This is a genomic window from Streptomyces shenzhenensis (genome assembly GCF_021462265.1).
Classification (GTDB): Bacteria; Actinomycetota; Actinomycetes; order Streptomycetales; family Streptomycetaceae; genus Streptomyces; species Streptomyces shenzhenensis.
In genome coordinates this window covers 24,552-42,787 of record NZ_JAJONF010000003.1, presented here as the reverse complement: position 1 = coordinate 42,787, position 18,236 = coordinate 24,552, and the positions used below count along the sequence as shown (strand labels likewise).

At 71.5% G+C, this 18,236-nt stretch carries 8 protein-coding genes; 6 read left to right on the top strand and 2 right to left on the bottom strand.

Annotation, left to right across the window (positions count from 1 at the left end):
* Both LQ326_RS04835 and LQ326_RS04830 read right to left on the bottom strand, forming a co-directional pair.
* Positions 1-6,297 carry a protein kinase domain-containing protein gene (locus LQ326_RS04835; protein ID WP_234532925.1) on the bottom strand — a complete coding sequence of 2,099 codons (6,297 nt, stop codon included), beginning with the start codon at positions 6,295-6,297 and terminating at the stop codon, positions 1-3.
* Between the two features lie 108 nt (positions 6,298-6,405).
* On the bottom strand, positions 6,406-6,705 hold the full coding sequence (locus LQ326_RS04830; protein WP_234532922.1) for a hypothetical protein: 300 nt from the start codon (positions 6,703-6,705) through the stop codon (positions 6,406-6,408).
* A 96-nt stretch (positions 6,706-6,801) separates the two neighbouring features.
* Here LQ326_RS04830 and LQ326_RS04825 point away from each other — a divergent pair, with 96 nt between their 5' ends.
* The 6 genes from LQ326_RS04825 (at position 6,802) to LQ326_RS04800 (ending at position 18,194) form a co-directional block, all read left to right on the top strand.
* The gene (locus LQ326_RS04825; protein ID WP_234532919.1) at positions 6,802-9,951 is read left to right on the top strand and encodes a sigma-70 family RNA polymerase sigma factor; all 3,150 of its coding nucleotides are present in this window, start codon (positions 6,802-6,804) and stop codon (positions 9,949-9,951) included.
* Positions 9,952-9,995: 44 nt separating this feature from the next.
* Positions 9,996-13,121 (top strand): helicase-related protein, encoded by a 3,126-nt coding sequence (locus tag LQ326_RS04820; protein ID WP_234532918.1) that lies wholly within the window; start codon positions 9,996-9,998, stop codon positions 13,119-13,121.
* Positions 13,118-14,968 (top strand): DUF1998 domain-containing protein, encoded by a 1,851-nt coding sequence (gene drmB, locus LQ326_RS04815; RefSeq protein ID WP_234532916.1) that lies wholly within the window; start codon positions 13,118-13,120, stop codon positions 14,966-14,968. The genes LQ326_RS04820 and drmB overlap by 4 nt, the downstream gene beginning before the upstream one ends.
* Positions 14,965-16,056, top strand: a complete 1,092-nt coding sequence (locus LQ326_RS04810; protein WP_234532914.1) for a DEAD/DEAH box helicase — start codon at positions 14,965-14,967, stop codon at positions 16,054-16,056. The genes drmB and LQ326_RS04810 overlap by 4 nt, the downstream gene beginning before the upstream one ends.
* Positions 16,057-16,305: 249 nt before the next feature.
* The gene (locus LQ326_RS04805) at positions 16,306-17,223 is read left to right on the top strand and encodes an LAETG motif-containing sortase-dependent surface protein (protein ID WP_234532913.1); all 918 of its coding nucleotides are present in this window, start codon (positions 16,306-16,308) and stop codon (positions 17,221-17,223) included.
* A gap of 185 nt (positions 17,224-17,408) precedes the next feature.
* Positions 17,409-18,194, top strand: a complete 786-nt coding sequence (locus tag LQ326_RS04800; RefSeq protein ID WP_234532911.1) for an SDR family oxidoreductase — start codon at positions 17,409-17,411, stop codon at positions 18,192-18,194.
* Positions 18,195-18,236: the final 42 nt, after the last annotated feature.

The following is an 18,236-nucleotide window of genomic DNA, read 5'->3' as shown; positions in this document are numbered from 1 at the left end:
CTAGTTGGCGGCCGGAGAGCCGAAGTAGCGGGTGTTGGCGGCGGCGATGGCGTCCCAGTCGGCGCCGTGCGGGAAGCGGACCACGTCCCAGGTGGCGTCGAACAGCCGTTCCTCGGCGTCGGCGTCTCGCATCGCGTCAGCCTCGGCGCCCGGGTCGTCGACGAACACCGCGACGTTCGCGCCCGGCAGCCGGTAGACGAAGTCCGGTGCCGCGTTCGCCTCCGTCAGGAACACGTCCTTCTCGTCCGGAAGCCGAAGGCCGCGTGCCTTCGCCCAGCCCAGGAAGTCGCCCTGTGCGGCCAGTTCGGCCAGCGCGGACGCCGACGCCTCGACCGGCGTGGGTTCGGCGGGGGATGCGGCCAGCAGCCGCCGGTACTGCTCCGACCGGGACTCGCCGCGCGACTCCCGCTGAGCCGTCGCCGACGCCAGCCGCACCAGCAGGGCGGCCACCGTGTGCCGGTTGATCTGGGCGTGGTCGAGCTGGTTGCCGTAGGTGAGGAGGCACTCGTAGCAGCCGCGCGCGCAGGCCCGTCCCGGGCGGTGGGCCTCGTCGCCCTCGTCCTTGCCGTCCGCCGAGAAGTGGCAGATCTCCAGGGCGCGGCGGGCCGCCTTGGCAACGGCGTCGTCCTCGGCCTGGAGGCGGCGCAGCACGCCCGCTCCGCCCTCCGCCGCCTCCATGAAGAGGATGCGGCGCCTGGGGCCGTCGTCCGGCGGCAGCAGCTCGCTGGACAGTTCGGCGTCCTCCAGCTCGAAGGCGGCCTCGATGCCCCGCTCCAGCGCGTACATCAGAGTGAGCGCGATCGGTTCGGGCAGCGCCTCGTCGAGGGTGACGACGAGGATGTTGCGGCGGTCCTCCACGAACGGGATGACCCGCTTCTTACGGCGCCGCTCGTTGCCGTCCTCGTCGACCGGCGGCAGCTCACTGAAGTCGCCGACCGCCTCGGCCGCGTCCTTGTCCTTCATCCAGCGGCCGTCGGCCAGGTCCAACCAGTAGCCCGGCGGCTCGTCCGTACGGGCGCGCACCCGGCCGGTGTTGGTGATCCGGACGGTCGCGGAGTCGCCGTAGGCGATCTGCGCCAGCTGCCCGTCCGGGTCGGCGATCGTCGCGTTGAGGCGGCCCTTGCGGATGCCGTGGTCGTGGAAGCGGTACGACGTCTCCAGCCGGAAACCGGCCCGGCGCCGCTCCTCCTCGTCCGAGGAGATCCGCTCCCGGCGGGTGGTGTACACGGTGTGCAGGTGCAGCAGGCCGTAGGTCGCCGCGCCCAGAGGCTCGCCGCAGAAGCCGCAGCGGTCCTCGCGCTCCTTGGGCTCGTGGTGGTAGCCGCAGTTCGCGCAGCGGCGGGCCTCGCCCGTGGTCAGCTCGCCGGAGGAGTCCGGCGGCAGCTGGATGCGGGTGACCTGGTAGCGGGCGCCCTCGTGGTAGATGAGCGCGCCAGGGCCGAACTCGCGGATGGCGAGGAAGCGGGGGCGCTGGAGGTAGTCGCCGTCGCCGCGGCGGCGGCCGATCGTCGGGATGTACGCGGCCAGCGGCAGGCGCGGGAAGCTGTAGCCGGGCAGGAAGCCCTCGGAGGCCAGGTAGCGGTAGGGGTTGAAGTCGGAGAGGACCGACTTGCTGTCGGCACTCTCGTTCATGAGGAGGTTCAGCTGTGTCTCGGCCTCGCGGCGGCGGGCGTTGGCGCGGATGCGGTCGCCCTCGGTGAGGCTGTAGTCCAGGCGCCGCTTGTTCTGGACGTACTGGTCGTCCAGGGCGGCCCGGAACAGGCTGCGCCAGCGGTCGAAGGCGCGGTCGAAGCGCTCCGCGACGGTCCGCACCTTGTCGTCGATCCAGTCGTCGTGCCACCACGTGGTGTCCGCGAAGTCCCCGAACAGCGGGCCGAGGACGCGCAGTGCCGCGCCCACCGTGCGCCGCTGGGCGCCGTCGTCGTGCGCCGCGTCCCGGATGTCCGGCAGCAGGTGCAGGGCCGGGTCCGGGCGGTCGCCGGAGTCCGGGTACGACACGTCGAGCACGTCGGGGACGGAGCGGCCCAGGCGCAGGCCGGCCTCGGCGATCCAGATGCCCTGGAGGTGGGAGAGGACCAGGTCCTCGTTGGCCAGGTCCAGGCGGGGCGGGGCCACCGCGCCCGCCACCATGCGCCAGGGCTGGCGGAAGTAGTACTGGTCGTGGCTGTTGCCCGTCGCGCAGTACGTCGTCACCAGGGCGGGCTGGCCGCTGCGGCCCGCGCGGCCCGAACGCTGGGCGTAGTTGGCGGGCGTGGGGGGCACGTTGCGCATCATCACCGCGTTGAGCTCGGAGATGTCGACGCCGAGCTCCATCGTGGGAGAGCAGTACAGGAGCTTCAACTCGGCCTTGCGGAAGGCCTCCTCGCGTGCCTCGCGGTCCTCCGGGGACACCTGGGCGGTGTGCTCGCGGGCGTACAGGCCGGACAGGGCGTCGGCGGTCTCCCGGTACAGCTTGAGGAAGAACGTGTTGATGCGCGGGCCGTCGCCGCTCTGGTAGGTGCGGGTCAGCGGGTCGTGCGCGCCCGACTCGCCCGTGCCCGCGCGCCACACCAGCGACTGGGCGGCCACCCGGTAGCCGGTCATGGCCGCCGAAGACGCCCTGCGGTAACGGCCGGCGCGCTGCGGGGCGACTTCCACCTCCTTGACCAGGCCCGCCTTGGCCAGCACCTTCAGCAGCTCCGCGATGATCAGCTGCAGGTCGTCCTGGTCCAGGTCGCGGAAGGTACGGTCGGTGCGCCGCAGGAACTTGCCGAACCTGCCCCGCGCCGACAGGAACAGGCTCGAACGGTCCGTGCCCCGCCGGGAGGGGTGCGGGTAGGCGGTGCCGACCCGCGGCTTGTCGGCGGAGGACAGCACCCACGGGTCCACCAGCCGCTCCTCGCTGGCGCGCTGGAGGGAGTCGAAGGCGTCGTCACGGAAGTACGACACGTCGATGGCGAGGGAGCGGCGCATCTCGTCCAGCAGCGCCTTCATGACCTCGGCCCGCAGCGCCGGGTCGGCGTCCCGCAGCGCCTGGTGCGTGCCCTCCCAGCGGTCCTGCTTGGCGGCGACCCAGCCCAGGTCCTCGTAGTCGATCTCCAGCAGACCCGTCTGCTCCAGGTTGGGCATGGTGATGCGCCAGCCGCGCTCCAGGTCCAGGTAGAGCCGGAAGGCGATCACGTCCCGCAGCGTGCGGGCCGCGTTGCGGGCCAGCGACGGCGGCAGCTCGCTCTCCCCGGTGTAGTCGGCGGGGGCGATGGCGAGCGCGTTGGTCACCGCCGAGGCCAGTTCCTCGTGGTGCAGCCCGTCGTCGCCGGCGTCCAGGGCCGCCCGGTACAGGGCCCCGCGCAGCTGGGTGATCTGCACGAAGTCGTTGAAGTGGCCGGCCTGGAGGGAGGCGTCCTGCCGGTTGTCGACGAAGGTGAGGAGCTTGCGCGCCCTCTTGTCGAGGGCCTCCTCCGGGACCGACTTCAGCGAGCGGACGATCGACGCCGAGACCAGCGAGGTCGCGGAGGAGCGGCCCTCCTGGTCCAGCGTCGCCAGCTTGGCGAAATCCCGGCCGCGCGTCTGCTCGTACGCCACACCGCAGTGCAGGCAGAACAGGAACGGCGACGGGATGAACGCGGCCTTCAGCTCGCCCTGGCCCTCGCGGCCGAACGTGTCGACGGTGACGGCCCTCGGCACCCGGTCGCGGTAGGCGCGCTTGACGACCTCCTGGCCCTTGTCGTCCAACTCCAGCCAGGATTCGGGCAGTCGGCGGTCGTCCACCGCGTACTGCACGTTGGACGGCCACTCGCGCTCGTGGTCGACGTAGAGGTAGCCGTCGCCCTGGCGGCCGCCGGTCGCCGAGGTGTCGCGGCGGGCCTCGTAGCGGACCTCGCCGTCCTTCTCCGTGCGCCACACGGTCAGGTACTCCTGGCCGCACTCCCGGCAGAAGGCCAGCGGCATCAGCAACTTGCCTCCGCTGCCGGGCTGTTCGAGCTGGTAGGAGCGGGTCAGGTGGCGGGAGGACTTGTCCTCCAGGGTGACGTAGACGGTGTCGCCCTTGGAGAGGAACTGGTGCAGGCGGAACGCGAACAGCGGCCGTTCGTTGCGCGGGTTGAGCGCCTGTGAGCCAGCCTCCAGGGTGGCGCGGATCGCCTTCGCGCACCTCTCCTCGTCGACGCCCGAGGTCTCGTGCAGCTCGCGTGCCGCGACCTCGATCTGGGTCGGCGGCCTGCGTACCAGGCGTCCCGTGGCGTCGTCCGCGACGAGGCCGAAGCGGTCCTCGATCCAGCGGGCCAGCGGGTCGCGCGCCAGGTCGTCGTAGGCGCGCGGGGCCGGGGAGGTGAGGCGCTCGGCCGGTACGGTGGCGGGCGGCTCGCCGGTCGCCCGGACCAGGGTCTCGCCGATGACGTGCTCGGGGCGGACCGTGGTGCCGAACAGGGTGCTCGCCACACCGGCGACCACCTGCCGCTGGTCCTCCAGCGTGCCCTCGGTCGACATGGTGGCCGACGTGCCGATGCACTGCAGGTTCTCCGCCTGGCAGGCCTCGCGGACCCGGCGGATCAGCAGGGCGACGTCGGCGCCCTGGCGGCCGCGGTAGGTGTGCAGTTCGTCGAAGACCAGGAACTCCAGGCCCCGCGCCATCTTGATGAGGCTCGCCCGGTCGGCCGGGCGGGTCAGCATCAGCTCCAGCATCACGTAGTTGGTGAGCAGGATGTCCGGCGGGTTGTCGCGGATCTCCTTGCGTTTCTCGTCGTCCTCCTGACCCGTGTAGCGGGCGAAGGTGACCGGCTCACGGCCCGCGCCGTAGCCGTCGCGCAGGTACTTCTCCAGCTCCCGGAGCTGGCTGTTGGCGAGCGCGTTCATCGGATACACGATGATCGCCCGAACACGCTTCGGAGCGTCCGGGCCCTCCTCGTCGCGCTCGTGCAGCACCTTGTCGACGATCGGGACGATGTAGGAGAGCGACTTCCCGGAGCCGGTGCCGGTCGTCAGGACGTACGACGCCCCGGAGGCGGCGGCGTCGATGGCGTCGCGCTGGTGCCGGTGCAGGAGGAGCGGCCGGCCGTCGCAGACGCTGCCGCCCTCGGTCTTCTTGGCCTGGAAGATACGGGCGCACTCGGGGTGCAGCACCTTCTGCTGGGCGAGCTCGACCACCGTGCCGCCGCCCTGGAAGAACGGGTTCAGCGACAGCCAGGGGTTCGGCCACTGGGACTTGTCGTCCAGGTCCTTCTCGACGTAGGCCTTGATGCGCTCGTCGCGGATGACGGTGCCGCCCTCGGTGAAGGAGCGGTAGTCGCGGATCAGATTCTGGTGGACCCCGAAGACGTCCATGCCGGCGCCGGAGCCGGTCACCGGGGCGGGCTGCCGCGGCGGAACGGTCACCGGGGCCGGGGCGGCCTCGCGCAGGGGGAGCGTCGGGTCCTGCTCGCTCCAGGAGGGGACGAGGCAGGTCTCGTCCGCCGGTACGGCGAGGGGGAGCAGGGCGTCCCGTACGGTCACGGCGTCGGCGGGGCGGTTCGCCGGGTCCTTGGCCAGCAGCCGGTCGACGAGGCGGGCGAGTTCGGCGGGGACGTCGCCACGGATCGCGCGGACGGGGCTGGGCTCCTGGTGGACATGCCGCTCGGCGAGCTCGTACGCCGACTCGCTCGTGAACGGAGGAACACCGACCAGCATCTCGTAGAGCACGCAGCCCAGCGCGTACAGGTCGGCGGCCTGGGTCACCTGCTTGGCCTGGCACTGCTCAGGGGCCATGTAGCGGGCGGTGCCCACGCTGACGCCGGTGCTGGTCAGGCGGGTCTGGTCCGGGTCGTCGACGATGCTGCCCATGCCGAAGTCGAGCACCTTGACCGTGCCGCCCCGCGTGAGCATGACGTTGGCGGGCTTCAGGTCCCGGTGGACCACGCCCTTCGCGTGCGCGGCGGCTAGGCCGGCGGCGATCTGGGCGCCGACGGCGGCGGCCCAGGCGACCGGGAGCTGTGACTCCTCCTCGATGAGGTCGCGCAGCGACTCGCCGTCCAGGTACTCCATGGCGAGATAGGGCAGGTCGTCGCAGTCCGTGGCGATGCCGCCCGCGACGAGCCGGGTGAGGTTGGGGTGCTCCAGCAGGCGCATGATGTTCACTTCGCGGGCGAAGCGCTCCACGGCCTTGGTGTCGCCGCCGGTGTCGATCCGGCCTCCGGTGCGGCGACGCAGGATCGTCTTCACGGCGACGGTGCGCTCGGGCGAGCCCTCGGGAGCGCGCAGGTCCTCGGCCCGGTGGACCTCCCCCATGTTGCCCCTGCCGATGACGCGCCCGATGCGGAATCTGCCGTCGACGAGCTCGTGGCTCACTGCCGCTCCTCTGCCTACTGCTCGCGTTCTCGCGGTTCCGGAACGGAACGCGCCCCCTGGTCTGCTGCCGCACGGCCCATCGTGTCAGAACGGACAGTGAGACAGCCGTCACAGTACACGAATCGCTTTGCGTTGCACAGAACAGTCATCCGTTGACATCGTCAACACGTCACCCTTAATCTCGCCGTGAAGCGAACGGGGGTGGGTGGCGTGCAGGATCGAGTCGCCGGTGAGGCGGGCGGGCCCGGCTTGAAGGGCGCGATCGGGGAGCTGCTGGCTCGACTGAGGCATGCGGCCATGGACGGCGTCGTGCCGGAGTCGGCCTTCGCACGGCACGTGCGCCCCCTGGGGCTCGGCCAGGTCGAGCAGGACCGGCTGCGAAGCGAGCTGGCCCGACTGGGTCTGCATGTCCGTGACGCAGGTGTGCATGTAGACGCGGACTCGCCAGATGCGGAAAAGGTTGCAAGATTCCGTGAAGAAAATGTGTCGGCCCGTGTCGGGCGGGTGCGAGCGCTTCTGATGCGCTACGCGGACGCCGACGGATATGTGACGTCCCAGACGCTCGACGGAGTGATCCGGCTGGCCGGGCTGACCGCCCGTGAAGCGGACGAGCTTCGGTCCGGGGCAAGGGTGAGGGATGCCGAAACCGGGGCCGAAGAGCCCAACACAGCGGAGGTGGTCACGTCGCCGCCGGAGGGCGAACCGGAGGCGGCGGAGGGCGAACCGGGAACGGCGGAGAGTGGGCCGGGAGCGGCGGAGCAGGAGGTCCTGCCGGAAACCGGCGAATTCGCCGACGCCGTGGCGGCCGCCATGTCCGTGCTGCGCGTGGACCGCGTTCAACCGCGGCCCGACAGTCGCCTCCTCAGCGCGGAGGCCGAGGTCGGGCTGGCCGTACTCGTGCGCGGCGGTGCGGACCGCGTCGCACAGGAGCCCGAGGAGGCGGAACTGTGCGCGCTGCCGCCCGGCGACCTCAGGATCCGGGCCCGGGACTGCCTCGTCCTGCACAACCAGCGGCTGGTGCACGCGCTCGTCCGTTCCTACCTGGAGCAGGGGCTGGACTACGAAGATCTGTTCCAGGTAGGCGTGCTCGGACTGATGCGGGCGGCCCGCAAGTTCGACCCGACGATGGGCAACAAGTTCTCGACGTACGCGACCTGGTGGGTACGGCAGCAGATCGGCCGGGCCATCGCGGACGAGGGCGCCCTCATCCGCGTCCCGGTCCATATGCACGAGCAGATGCGCAAGGTGGCGGCCGCGGAACGCACGCTCGCCGCGCAGGGTCGGCCTGCCGGGGTCGTCGACGTGGCTGTTCTCTGTGACCTGAGCGTGCAGAAGGTGGCGGAGATCCGAAAGCTGAGTCGGCGCACCGATTCACTCGACCGGGTCATCGGCGACGGCACCACCCTCGGCGACTTCGTCGGGGAGCGCCAGGCTCTGCCGTCGGTGGAGCAAGGTGTGGTGACCGCACTCCTGATGGAAGACGTCATGGCGGTGGTGGACACCTTCCCCGAGCGCGACGCCCGGATCCTGGTCCGTCGCCTGAGCCTCGACGGCGACGAGCCCTCGACGCTCGATGAACTGGGGCGGGAGTTCGGCGTGACCCGCGAGCGCATCCGGCAGGTGGAGAGCAAGGCCCTCCCGGTGTTCAGGGAGCGTCTGCGGAAGGCCGGGATCACCAGCGCGCATGAGGGCGGGGGCTCGCCGGACGCCACGGAGGGCAGGAAGCAGGCCCGGCCGGCGAGTCGGCTCACCCATGGCAGGGCGGTGCCCGTCGCCTCGGTGGACCGGACGTCATCCCGAGCCGACGACGACCCGGCGCAGGCCGATGGGCCGGCGCAGGCCCATCGGCCTGCGCATCGGAACCACGAGGAGGCGCATCGGAACGACGAGGAAGCGGCCGCGGCGGTGGAGGATGTGGTGGAGGAGAACAAGGGGGATGCGGGGAAGGACAGGCTCGACGGGGTCGTGGAACCCCCGCCTCCGACCGCGGCCGCCCAGGCCGCTGAGCGAGCGGGGCTCGACGAAGCCGACGAGCCTGAGTCGCCCGGGGAGCGTGGCCCGGCCGAGTCGGGGCAGCGCACCGCGGACTGGGAGAGGGCCCTGCGCATGGGGGCGAAGTTCGAGGGCGGCATCGACTGGCTGGCTGAATACGCGCTGCTGGCGCTGGGACAGGACCGGCTGGCGCTGGTCCTCGGTCCCCGGGCCACAGCGGACGTCGTACGCGCCGCGCGGGAGCGCAGGATGCCGGACCGCCAGGTGCTCGCCGCTCTGGAAGTCCTGCAGCGCGTCTTCGACACGCTGAGAAGGGCCCGGCTCCGACCCGAGGACTTCTTCGAGCGGCCGTGCGAGGCACTGGTCGGGCTGACGCCCTCGGCATACCTGGCCAGGAAGCCGCTGGTGAACTCGGAGTCCCGCCTCGCCGTGCGCGACGCACTGCGGGAGCTCGTCGCGGGCCTCCAGAGCCGACAAGAGCCCGAACAGCCACCGCCTGCGTCCGACGCTCACCCGGGCGGCGAGTCCGCGGGCGCCTCGGATCGTGAACCCGTGGTGCCGGAGGAGGCGTCGTCCAGCGATGGACGGTCCCTCCCACCCGGGCAGGCCGATGGGAGGGGGCAGGTCGAGACGGTCTCCCACCATGTCGCGTGTCCTGACGAGCCGGCGGCGAGTCATCACGTACCAGGGCACGATGAGGTGCTGGACGACGCGGGAGGCTCCCCGGCAGAGGACACCGGGCTGCCCTCTGAAGACCAGGGCGAGGCGGCACCGTCCGTCGCCGTCCAGGAAGAGGAACAGGGGAGCACTGGCGACGCGCGGATCGTCGCCGGGCTTCGCCGTGACCACGAGGCCGAGCTGGAGCGTGTGCGGCTCGAACACCAGGAGCACCTCGCTCAGGAGCGCCGGGCGCGGCAGGCGGCCGACGACAGGGCCGCCGCGGCCGAGGCGGAGACCGCACGGCAGCTGGACACTCTGGATGAGACGCTGCTGCGCCGCGTGGACACCGCGCTGCTCCGTCAGGAGCGGCACCTTCGAGGACAGGCCGAGGAGAGACTCGCGCGCCTCAGAGAGGAACACCACGAGGCACAGCGGGCCACCGCCGAGCAAGCGGAACGCCTGGAGCAGCAGCTGATCCTCGCCACTCGGCACACCTCCCGCGACGATCAACAGGCGGCCATGTCGCGCCTGCGCGCGAGCCAGGCCGAGCAGCGGGCGGCCGAAGCGGACCAGCGGGCGGTGGAGGCCGACCGTCGCGGGGCCCTCGCCGAGCAACGGGCGACCGAGGCCGAGCAACACGCAACCCTCGCCGAGCAGCGGTTGACCGAGGCCGAGCAGCGGGCGGCCCGTGCCGAGCAACGAGGGTTCGAGGGCGACCGACGTCTGCGCAGGTATCGCGAGGAAGCCGAAGCCCGCTTGGAAGAACTCGAAGAGCGACTCAGCCTGGTCGAAGCCGACCTGGACCAGCGCGACCGTGCCCTCGCGGCAGCCCGCAGAGAGACGGCGTTGCAGGTCGACGCCGCCGAGCAGCGGGCTGCCCAGCGCATTGCCCAGGCCGAGCACGACGCCCTGACCCGCATCGCCGAACTGCAGGAGCAGCTCGCCGAGCGTGAAGCCGCAGCCGGCCGGGGGTCGTTCAGAGACCGCTGGCGTAGGTCCTGACCTCGCCCACCACCCTGCCCTGCCCGCATTCCCAGAGGAACAGCATGGACCCCAGACAGGAACTCGTCACCTACCTGCACAGACAGCTCGTCGGCCCGGCGGGAGGCGCCGAGGAGACGCTCGACGCCCCGCCGGACCGGCAGTACCTGATGGGCACCCTGTATCCCCAGGACGCCGATCTGCGGCGCCAGTTGGACCTGGCCGCCGAGGAACCGGACGGTGCCGGCACGGAGCGGGCGGCCGAGGACACCGCTCCCGCCGCCGACCCGGTTCCTGAGGTGAACTCCTGGCTGCCCTCCTCGCTCGGCCTCAGCTTCTACACCGACGCCACCACCGTGGAGATCCGCTGTTCCGGTGCCCGCTACGAGACCCGCTCCGGTACGAGCGAACGAGGCCGGAGCTGGCAGCGCATCCCGCTGCCGGCCGAGACGCACACCCTCGGCCCCGACCTCGTCGAGGTCACCGTCCTCGACGCGCGTGCCGAACTCCGCGTCAGGCGGCGCACGTTCGGAACCGGTCAGCTGGTGACCGTGGCGCTGGTCAACGCGGCCCGGCACGAGCCGGCCCTCGGCAAGGCCGCCCAGTGGGACCGCATGCTGTTCCAAGTGGAACTGGAGGTACGGCCCGTGGACGGCAGGGTGCTCCAGTACCCGAGTGTCCGTCTCGCCAGCCGCGACCCGGAGGAGCAGGAACTGCGCCTGCAGTACCGGCACATACGCACCCACGCCGTCGGACACGGTTGCGCGGTCGAGGAGCGGTACGACGACACGGGAGAGCAGGTCACGACGCTGCGCGCGGCCGTCATGCCGGAGGCGGAAGTCACCGGTGTACGGGCAGCGGGACTCAGCGGCACCCCGGTGCTGAACCTCGGGCACCTTGCCGACGCTGATGTCTCCGTCGATCAGCTTCGTGAGGAACTCTGGGAGTTCGCCGCCGACTACCGTGCCTGGTACGTGGGGCAGCTGAACGCTGACATCCCCGAGTGGGGACGCGCCGCCGCAGACCGCGTCCTGGACCGTATCGCCGCCGCCGTCACCCGCATCGAGTCCGGCGTGCGCACCCTCTGCGATCCGTCCCGGCCCGAACTGCTGCGCGCCTTCCGCACCGCCAACCACGTCATGGCGCTTCAGATGCGCCACTCCGCCCCGGATCTGGCGGGAACGCGCCGATCCCGCCGCGACGCCGTACCCCCGGACCCGGCACCGGCTCCGGACGCCGCCTGGCGCCCCTTCCAACTGGCGTTCTTCCTGCTGGCCCTGGACGGAGTGGCCGACCCCCGGCACCGGGACCGGACCGTCACCGACCTGATCTGGTTCCCGACCGGCGGCGGCAAGACCGAGGCCTACCTGTTGCTCGCGGCCTTCACCATGGCACTGCGCAGACGCGAACCCGACGGCGGCGGCACAGCGGTCCTCAGCCGCTACACCCTGAGCCTGCTCACCACGCAACAGTTCCAGCGCGCGGCCACCACCGTCTGCGCCCTCGAAACCCTCCGCCGGGCAGACCCTGCCGTCTACGGTGAGGAGCCCTTCTCCATCGGCCTGTGGGTGGGCGAGACGACCACCCCGAACACGTACGAACGAGCCCGTGCGGCCTTCGACGACGTGCGCGCCGCCGCCCGACCCGACGACGTGTTCATCCTCGACCGCTGCCCCTGGTGCGGCACCCGCGTCCTGCCCGCCCACAAGTCACCCGACATCGGTGACTACGGCGTGCGCGCCGGAGCGGACTCCTTCGCCTTCTTCTGCCCGCGCGAGGAGTGCGTCTTCCACGACGAGCTGCCCGTCGCCGTGGTGGACGAGCACCTGTACGACCGGCCGCCCACGTTCGTCCTCGGCACCGTCGACAAGTTCGCCCGACTGGCATGGGAACCCCGCGCCGGACGGCTCTTCGCGGCGGGCGGCACGCAGCTGCCGCCGTCCCTCGTCATCCAGGACGAGCTGCACCTGCTCACCGGCCCCCTCGGCACCACCGTCGGCTTGTACGAGTCCGCCGTGCTGGGGCTGTGCACCAGGGCCGACGGCATCGGACCCAAGGTCGTGGCGTCGACGGCCACCATCCGCCGCTCAGGGGAACAGATCCGCGCCCTCTACGGCGGTGGCGTCCAGCTCTTCCCGCCCGCCGGGCTCGACGCCCGCCACTCGTACTTCGCGGAACCGGACACCTCCCGGCCCGGCCGCCGCTACCTCGGCGTCATGGCCCAGGGACACACGGCGGGCCGCGCCGCCGTCGCCGTGGCCGCCGCCCTGCTGCAGGGCGCGTGGGAGCTACCCGAAGAACACCGGGACGCCTACTGGACGCTCGTCGCCTACCACCACAGCCTGCGCGAACTCGGCCGGACCGTCACCGCCGCGGCCGATGACATTCCCGCCCAGCTCGCCGGACTTGATTCCGGCACGGGGACGAGGAAGTTGGCGGATCACCAAGTGCAGGAGCTGACCAGCAACCTGCCCCGTGCGGAACAACCCGTCCTGCTCGACCGGCTGGAGAGGCCGTGGGGCGATCCGGAGTCGGTGTCCTTCCTGCCCTGCACCAACATGCTGTCCGTCGGCGTCGACGTGAAGCGGCTGGCACTGATGCTCATGCAGGGACAGCCGAAGACGACGGCCGAGTACATCCAGGCCACCAGCCGTGTCGGCCGGCATGCCGTCCCCGGCCTCGTCGTCACCTTCTTCAACGCCACCAGGCCGCGGGACCGTTCGCACTACGAGACCTTCGACGTGTACCACCGCTCGCTGTACCGGCATGTCGAACCGACCAGTGTCACTCCGTGGTCCGTGCCCTCGCGGCGCCGTGCCCTGCACGCCGCTCTCGTCATCCTCGTCCGGCACCGCCTCGGCCTCGCCGCGGAGAACCAGGCGGGGGCGATACTCCACCACCTTCCCGAAGCCGAGGCACTCGTGGCGGAACTGGCGGCGCGAGCCGAGGCCTGCGAACCCGCAGCGGGCGACGCCGTCCGCAAGGAACTGTCTGACCTCCTCGCCGAGTGGGAGGAAGCAGCGCGCACAGCACGCAAGGACGGCCGCGAGCTGTACTACCGCAGTCAGGGCAAAGGCCAGTCCAACCTCATCAAGAGCTTCGAGCAGAGATACGGCCTGTGGGAGACGGCCAACTCGATGCGCAACGTCGACCGGGAATGCCAGGTGATGGTGAAGGGAGCCGACCTGTGAGCCGCACACTGCGGGTACGCCAGTCCCAGACGGTGGTGCCCTTCGGGGTCGGAGCCGTCTTCGACATCCAGGGCGAGTCGTTCGTCGCGACCGGAATCGGCGACTGGCCGAGCCGCGGCAGGCAGCGGGTCGACTCGCCCCGGCTGGCCTCCCGGCTCGGGGTGACCGGTTTCTACGCCGCCCCGGCGACGGCCAACGACCGGTTCGACACTCCGGACGCGCCCGGGGCGCCGTACATCCGCTTCCCGTCCTGGCTCTTCTGCGGCTCCTGCCGGCGCATGACCAGGTGGCGCATCGCGGACGAGAAGCCCGGGCGTCCGCCGCGCTGCCCGTCCTGCTCGCCTGGGCGGGCACTCGCGCCCATGCGCTTCGTGCAGATCTGCCAGGCCGGACACCTCAGCGACGTCGACTGGTGGTTCTGGGCCCACTCCCGGCAGGACGCGGGCGAGCGCCGGCAGTGCGGCGACCGCGACAAGCTGCGCTTCCTGGTCTCCGAACGCGCCTCAGGACTCGAAGCGCTCTCCGTGGCCTGCACCGCGAATGGCTGCGGAGCGGCCCGGGACCTGCTGGACATCCTCGGTACGCACGGCATGCACTGCTCAGGACGCAACCCCTGGCAGCGGGCAAGCGAGGCCGTGGAGTGCGAGAAGCCGGTGCAGGTGGTGCAGCGCACCGCGGGAAACCTGTACTACCCGATCGTGTATTCGGCGCTCGACATCCCCGAGACCGACGCGCCGGCCGTCACCGACGAGGCGCTCGCCGCACGGGTACGCGGGCACGATCTGTGGGTGTCGCTGTGCAGAGGGGCTGACTCGCCGCGGGCCGGGGTCTTCCGCTCGATGATCCAGGAGGACACCGGCGCCGACGACCAACTCCTCGACGCCCTCCTCGCGGAGGAGACGGGCCGGCCCGTCTCCTCCGCGACCTCCACCGGGACCGGTACTCCCGACCGCCCCGACCTGAGCCGGGAGGAATGGGCGGCCTTCACCGCTCCGACGCCGCCGGCCACCCGCGACTTCGCGCTGCGCGAGACCACGCTCGGTCTGGCCGGCGAGACCGCGGCCCCCTGGTCGGGCCTCAGCCGCCGGTTCGGCCGGATCGTCCTCGCCGACCGGCTGCGGGAGGTACGCGCCCTGTCGGGCTTCACCCGGGTGTCTCCGGACGCCACCGTCGTGCCCGCCGACACCGCGCGGCGCCTGAGGTGGCTGCCCGCCGTGGAGGTCTTCGGAGAGGGCATCTTCCTCACCCTGGACAAGAGCGAACTCGCCGCCTGGGAAGCGGACGCCCGGGTCCGACGCCGGATCTCCGGCATAAGAGCCGACCTCGACCGCTCCTTCCAGAAGGACCGTCTGGAGACCTTGACCGGTCCTGAGCTGTCCCCGCGATTCGTACTCCTGCACACCCTCGCGCACCTGCTGATCCGCCAGCTCTCCTTCGAATCCGGCTACACGACGGCGAGCCTGCGTGAACGTGTCTACGCGCGCCCTGAGCAGGATCAGTACGGCGTCCTCGTCTACACGGCCGCAGGAGACGCGGAGGGAACCCTCGGCGGTCTCGTCCGGCAAGGTGAACCGCCCCGGCTCGCCGAGACCCTGCTCCGGATGACGGAGGCCGCGGCCTGGTGCTCGGCCGACCCGCTCTGCGCCGAGCACACCGGCCAGGGCTTCGGCAACCTCAACCGCGCGGCCTGCCACGCCTGCGCGCTGCTCCCCGAGACCAGCTGTGAGACCGGAAACACCCTCCTCGACCGCGCCCTGGTCGTCGGCGGCGAACGGGTGCCCGGCTACCTGGAGTCCATCGTCACCGCGGCCCGCGCCGTGGCCGCCGACGCCGTGGAGGAGATGTGACCGTCACCTATCTCGACCTCACCGATGAGCAGCGCTCCTGCCTCGACGATCTGCCCTTCGACGGCAACCACCTCGTCAGCGGTCCGCCGGGAAGCGGCAAGAGCCTCCTGGCGGCCCAGCGAGCCGTCATGCTCGCCCTGACCGGAACGCCGGTGGTCCTGCTGACCTATTCCAACCTCCTGCACCAGGCACTCGCCGGAGCCGTCCACGCCCTGGGTCCCGCGGACCGCAGCGTGCGGGTGCGGACCGTGCACGCCTGGCTCACCGAGTGGTACGGCGGGAAACCGCCCAGCGGTGCGGACGGCTGGTTCGACTGGCCCGCCCTGTACGAGCGGGCCGCGGCCGCCGACCCGCCGCCCGGACTCACCCTCGTCGTGGACGAAGGCCAGGACCTGCCGCCGGAGTTCTACCGCCTGTGCCGACTGCTCGGAGCCCGCACGACGGTGTACGCGGACGAGTGCCAGCGTCTGACCGACACCAACTCCACACTCGCGGAGATCGCCGAGCGCCTGGGCCGCTGCACGCGCCACGAACTCGACGGCAACCACCGCAACACCCGACAGATCGCGTCCTTCGCGGCCCATTTCCACATCGGAGCCGGCCCGCCTCCGATCCCCGACCGGGACGGCCCGCCTGCGCGGCTGCACCGCCTCCCGCAGCGTGGCGCCGCCGACCTGGTGATGCTGCTGGCCCAGCAGCATCCGCAGCACACCATCGGCGTGATAACCCACTCCAAGCACACTCAGTTCTCTTTGCTCGGCACCCTGCAGAACAAGGCGCCCAAGCTCAAACCGCAGCTCTACACCTCCGACGCCTGGAAGGGAGGCGGCCGCTACCACCGCCTGGACCTCGGCCGTCCCGGCGTCGTCCTGGTCCATCGGAGAAGCGCCAAGGGCCTCGGCTTCGACACCGTCGTCATCCCCGACGCACACGCCGACGCCGCCACTGATCCGACCTCGGCCGCGCTGCGCATGGAGTACTACGTCATGGCCACGCGAGCCCGACGCGAACTGCATCTCGCTTACGAAGGAGCGTCCGAGCCACCGCTGTTGGCGCAGATAGGGTCAAACGAGCTGCTACGCGGCTGACGGCTGCGGGCATAGCTGACTGTACGTCAGATAACGAGGGGAGCGACGGAGCCGGCCGACGGCGCCGGAGATGTTGTTCAATTCGCAAGAGATTGACGGGCGTCGACAAGCTCGCGAGAATGCGGATCGCCTCACTGCGACCACAGTGAGTGAAGTGACGCCAGGGTTGAGCCACGCCGCCTTCCGCCGGCCTGTGCACACCCCTCACGCACGACCACCTCCCACACCTAGTTTCCGCAAGGGCACATCTTGACGCGCTTCTCACGCCCCAGAACGTCGGCCGTCCTCGCCGCAACCGCTTTCCTCGCCGCCGCGCCCCTCGCCGGGGCCACGACCGCGAGCGCCGCCACCGCGGGCGACTGCCAGACGGCCACCGTGCAGTACCGCATCGTCGACACCGACGGAAAGCCGGTCGGCGCCGACTGGACCTCCCAGGGCGGCTTCCACCAGTGGAGCAGCGCTCCCGGCACGGTCGAGGTGCGCCTGGCCCCCGGGCAGAGCGTCGGCGCCGGCTGCACGTACCCGGTGTCGCTGGCCGAGTACACCACCGAGGGCTCCAACTGGTACACCTCCGGCCACCAGACACTCGTCGACCACGCCACGGTGTACCTCACCGCCGACGACGTCGCCGGCGGCGACCAGGCCAAGCAGACCTGGCAGAAGCTGGCCGTGAAGAGCCCCGACTGCTTCGGGCAGATCGACCTGTACGGCGACGACGTGATCTACGACGGCAAGCCCGGGGACGGACACGGCCCCGCTCCCTACGAACCCGGCAACATCGTCACCCCGTACCACCTCATAGCCGCCTGGAACGGCGGCGACAAGCCGTGCACCCCCGCCACGCCGGAATCCCCCACGCCCTCCGCGTCGACACCGGCCAGCCAGCCGCCCGCCCCGGAGACCTCCGCACCGGCCACCCCGACGCCCTCCACCCCCGCCTCCTCCACCCCGCCCGCCTCCTCCTCCACCCCGCCCACCACGTCCCACGTCCCCCCGATGAAGTCGCCGCCGCCCACCACCCCGGCGCCCTCCCCCAGCACCAGCACCCCGCCGCTGGCCGAGACCGGCGCCAGCTCCTCGACGCCCCTGATCGCCGGCGGCGCCGCCCTGGTGATCGCGCTCGGCGCCGGCACGCTCTACGCCACCCGCCGGACCCGTCGCTCCTGACCCTCCCCGTGAGGCCGTGAACATCCGCAGCCTCCCCGTGAGGCCGTGAACATCCGTCGGCTCCGCCCCTCCCAGGGCGGAGCCGACGCTGTTGGGGCCGGGCCGCACCTGCCCCCTTCCACCCTCCCGCGCTCACCCCTAATCTGACGGACCGTCAGGCAAGCGGCAGAGCCGGGAGGTCAGCTATGTCACTACTGGAGGGCAAGACCGTCGTCGTCTCGGGAGTCGGCGCGGGGCTCGGGCATCAGATCGCGACGGCCGTCGTACGGGACGGCGGGAACGCCGTGCTGGGCGCGCGGACCGAGGCGAACCTCGCGAAGAGCGCGGCCGGGATCGACCCGGAGGGCACCCGGACCGCGTACCGGGCCACCGACATCACCGACGAGGGCCAGTGCGAGGCGCTGGCGGAGCTGGCCCGGGAGCGGTTCGGCGGGATCGACGCGGTGGTCCATGTCGCCGCCTGGGACTCCTACTTCGGCGGGGTCGAGGACGCGGACTTCGCGACCTGGGCCTCGGTGATCGACGTGAACCTGCTGGGCACACTGCGGATGACCCGGGCCTGCCTGCCCGCACTCAAGGAGAACGGCGGCTCGGTCGTCTTCATCGGCACCCAGTCCGCCGTCGCCGCGCCCTCGCAGGTAAAGCAGGCCGCGTACGCCGCCTCCAAGGGCGCGCTGACCAGCGCGATGTACTCGCTGGCGCGGGAGCTGGGGCCGTACCGGATCCGGGTCAACACCGTGCTGCCGGGCTGGATGTGGGGGCCGCCGGTGCAGGCGTACGTCCAGTTCACCGCGCACACGGAGGGGGTGCCGGAGGACGAGGTGCTGGGCCGGCTGACCGGCCGGATGGCGTTGCCCGACCTGGCGACGGACGGGGACGTGGCGGACGCGGCCGTGTTCCTGGCGTCGGACCGGGCGCGGGCCATCACGGGCCAGTCGCTGCTGGTCAACGCGGGGGAGCTGATGCACTGAGGGGGTTGGTTCCCAGCCAACCGACAAGTTCATATCCATGAA